Origin of the sequence: Anaeromusa sp. (genome assembly GCF_028691475.1) — a bacterium.
Taxonomy (GTDB): Bacteria; Bacillota; Negativicutes; order Anaeromusales; family Anaeromusaceae; genus Anaeromusa.
The window spans coordinates 1-3,124 of sequence record NZ_JAQUZF010000194.1; the positions used below are offsets into that span (position 1 = coordinate 1).

Below are 3,124 nucleotides of genomic sequence, written 5' to 3' on the forward strand. Positions count from 1 at the left end.
GTGCACCAGCCGGATATATTTCATGTGCTGAATATAGCGGGGCAATATGACGAGGATTTGATTGTTCATAGTTTGCATGTAGGGATGCTGTCAGGACTTTTAGCGCTCTGGAGCAAATTTGACGCAGAGCGGGTCAAGGCGGCGTTGATGGCGGGGTTGCTTCATGATATAGGCAAAATCCGGGTTCCAGAGCGTATTTTGAAAAAACAGGACCCCTTGCTGCCGCATGAACTATCGGTATTTAAGGGCTATCCGTTTTACAGCTTTCAGATGCTGCAAGGGAACGATTTACCGGAGAAGGTATTAGAAGGAGTGCTGTATCATCGGGAACGTCTGGATGGCAGCGGCTACCCGGAACGTCGCGAAGGCAGCGATATTCCCATGGAGGCGCAAATTGTCGCGGTAGTGGATGAGTACGTTACCCTGTGTTCAAGAACAGGGAAGGGGGCTGTTTTAGCGGCATTAGCGATGATTTTAGAAGAGATGCACATCCGTTTGAATCCGGTCTTGTGCTTGACGTTAGTGGAGCGGCTGAAAGAAATGTTAATTGGTGCTGACGTGACCTTAGGCGATGACCGCAACGGAAATATTATTCAGTTTTCCAAGTTGTTGACCTTGCGTCCTTTGATAAAATTGGCGGGAAGCGATGAATACATTGATTTGGAAGTAGAATCGCAGTTGGAGTTCTCTTTGACTGGCGATGTGGCCCGGTTTTGGACGAATCAAGAAAAAAATAGCTAATATGTGAGGAAAAAGGAGCTCGTCTGTAACTGCTTTTTATGCAGCCGGCAGGAGCTTCTTTGCTTTTGCGGGAATAACATAATAGAATATTTATCAAAACAGAAGCGAGGGTTAGCGTGTGTATAGTTTTAAAAATGATTACAGTGAAGGGGCGCATCCACGGTTGTTGGAAGCCTTAGGAACTTGCAATTTTGAGCAGGCCGAAGGATATGGCTTGGACCTTCATACACAAGCGGCGGTGGCGGTACTGAAGGAGAAGCTGCAGAATGACGAAGTACAGATTCATTTCCTGTCAGGAGGAACGCAGACCAATCTGACAGCCTTGGCCGCTTTTTTACGGCCCCATGAGGCGGCCGTGGCGGCCCAAAGCGGCCATATATTTGTGCATGAAACAGGAGCGATTGAAGCTACAGGCCATAAGGTGCTGAGCGTGTCGTCGCCGGGCGGAAAAGTGAGTCCAGCGGCTGTGGAGGCCATGGTTTTATCCCATGGAGACGAGCACATGGTCAAGCCCCGTTTGCTGTATCTTTCACAGCCTACGGAAATCGGAACCTTGTATTCGGCCTCGGAGCTGCAGGAATTAAAGAAGCTTTGCGAACGTTTGGACTTATATTTTTATGTAGATGGCGCCAGGCTGGGTTCCGCTCTTTGCGCGCCGGGAAACGATGTGGATTTGCCGGCGCTTTGCCGCTTAACGGACGCGTTTTATATCGGCGGTACGAAAAACGGCGCTTTGTTGGGAGAAGCCTTGGTTATTGTCAAAGAAGAACTTAAGAAGGATTTTCGTTACCAGATGAAACAGAAAGGCGCTCTTTTAGCCAAAGGGCAAGTGCTGGGCGTGCAATTTCAAGAATTGTTCCGGGATGGCTTGTACTTTGAACTGGCGCAAAGGGCGAATACGCTGGCTGCGCGGCTGCGTCAAGCTGTTGCGGAAGCTGGCTATTCACTGTTAGCGCCAACGGTGACCAATCAAGTGTTTCCAATTTTGCCCAACAGTGTAATTGCCAAGCTGGAAGAAGAATTTTCCTTTTATGTTTGGGAAGCGGTGGATGAAAGTCATTCCGCCATTCGCCTTGTGACCTCCTGGGCGACTGACGAAGCGGCGGTGGATGCTTTTGCGACAGCCTTAAAAGCGGGCGCCAGCCGATGAAGCAAGCTGTAATTGCGCTAACGCCGGAAACTAAAAAATTGCTCTTGGCGAACTTGCAGAGCTATTATGGCACAGAACGAGAAGAAGAACTCAGTGAGTTCCAAGCAGGCTTGCTGTTAGAGTTTATCTTGTCCGATATCGGCGTTTATATTTACAATCAAGCGATTGCCGATGCCCAGAAGTTGATGCAGCAAAAAACAGATGAGTTGTTCACTTTGGAAAAAAGAATCAAGACGTAAGGCGACATGGCGTTGCTGAGAAAAATAAACAGGAGGGATAGTTTTGAAAAAAATAATTTTATGTATGGCTCTATGGACAATGACTTTGCTGGGAGGCGTGGCCCAGGCGCAGGAACTGTCAGACAACCCGATCGATCAAGCTTTTGCGGCAGATTTAAATACCGGATGGTCGACGTATGAGCTGAATTATGTGACGAGCGAGTATTGCAAGGCGTGGAAGGCGGAACTAGAGCATGCCGGGGGCATTATTAAAGGGCGATATGTCTTTGATGCTGATAAAGAGAAGATAGATGCCTATGTAGCGGCAGTGCAGCAATTGAGCAAGGTTGCCGGAGACGTAGAACGTTTAAATTGGTCGGATACGACGATGGCGCCGGCTGGCCGTCATGTGGGAACCGGTGCGACCAGTGCCGGCTTGCTCGCTCAGGCGCGGACTTATAAAGAAGCGACGCTGTTTTTGATTCAAACCTATGGCGGCAACAATCCCGAAGAAAAAGAGGCCTATCAGTATCTTTATGCAGGACAAGGAATTGACTGGGCTGCAGTAAGGAAAGCGGCTCAATAAAGGAATACAGGAAGAGGGATATGTGAATGAAGAAAAGCATATGGGCGTTGTGCCTTTGCTTGCTGGCGTTGACTATGTGCGGCGGCATCGCATCAGCGAAGCAGCCGTTGAGTTGGCAAACTACAATTATTGATGAAGATCGGGGCTCTTTGTATATTCGAGGTTATTTCAGTAACAGCCCTGCCGGTAAGACGGTGGATCGAATTGAGTGGTTTCAGCCTAATCTAGTGCTTTTTTGCCAAGATGGTTCCAAAGTGTCTGTTCATGCCAAAGACATGCGTGCGCAGGCTTGTTATATTCCGCCGGTTGATTGTAAAATGAAGTTGAACACTTAAGAAAAAAGTCCATGGTGACTTTTCCTCGTATGGTAGAATGGAGTTCTCACACAACCATCAACAACGAGGAGGCAATCACTATGGACTGCCATGA

5 protein-coding genes are annotated in these 3,124 nt (G+C 48.3%); all 5 read left to right on the forward strand.

Annotated features, from left to right (window positions below):
- Positions 1 to 741: HD domain-containing phosphohydrolase (locus tag PHF27_RS14080; RefSeq protein WP_300071437.1), on the forward strand; the 741-nt coding region annotated here is incomplete at its 5' end.
- A 118-nt stretch (positions 742 to 859) separates the two neighbouring features.
- Positions 860 to 1,891, forward strand: coding sequence for a beta-eliminating lyase-related protein (locus PHF27_RS14085; protein WP_300071440.1), 1,032 nt, complete (start codon positions 860 to 862; stop codon positions 1,889 to 1,891).
- On the forward strand, positions 1,888 to 2,130 hold the full coding sequence (locus PHF27_RS14090; protein WP_300071443.1) for a DUF2164 domain-containing protein: 243 nt from the start codon (positions 1,888 to 1,890) through the stop codon (positions 2,128 to 2,130). Before PHF27_RS14085 ends, PHF27_RS14090 begins: the two co-directional genes overlap by 4 nt.
- A gap of 43 nt (positions 2,131 to 2,173) precedes the next feature.
- Positions 2,174 to 2,695: a hypothetical protein gene (locus PHF27_RS14095; RefSeq protein ID WP_300071446.1), complete on the forward strand. Its 522-nt coding sequence runs from the start codon at positions 2,174 to 2,176 to the stop codon at positions 2,693 to 2,695.
- A gap of 26 nt (positions 2,696 to 2,721) precedes the next feature.
- Positions 2,722 to 3,030 (forward strand): hypothetical protein, encoded by a 309-nt coding sequence (locus PHF27_RS14100; RefSeq protein ID WP_300071449.1) that lies wholly within the window; start codon positions 2,722 to 2,724, stop codon positions 3,028 to 3,030.
- The last annotated feature ends 94 nt before the right edge of the window (positions 3,031 to 3,124 follow it).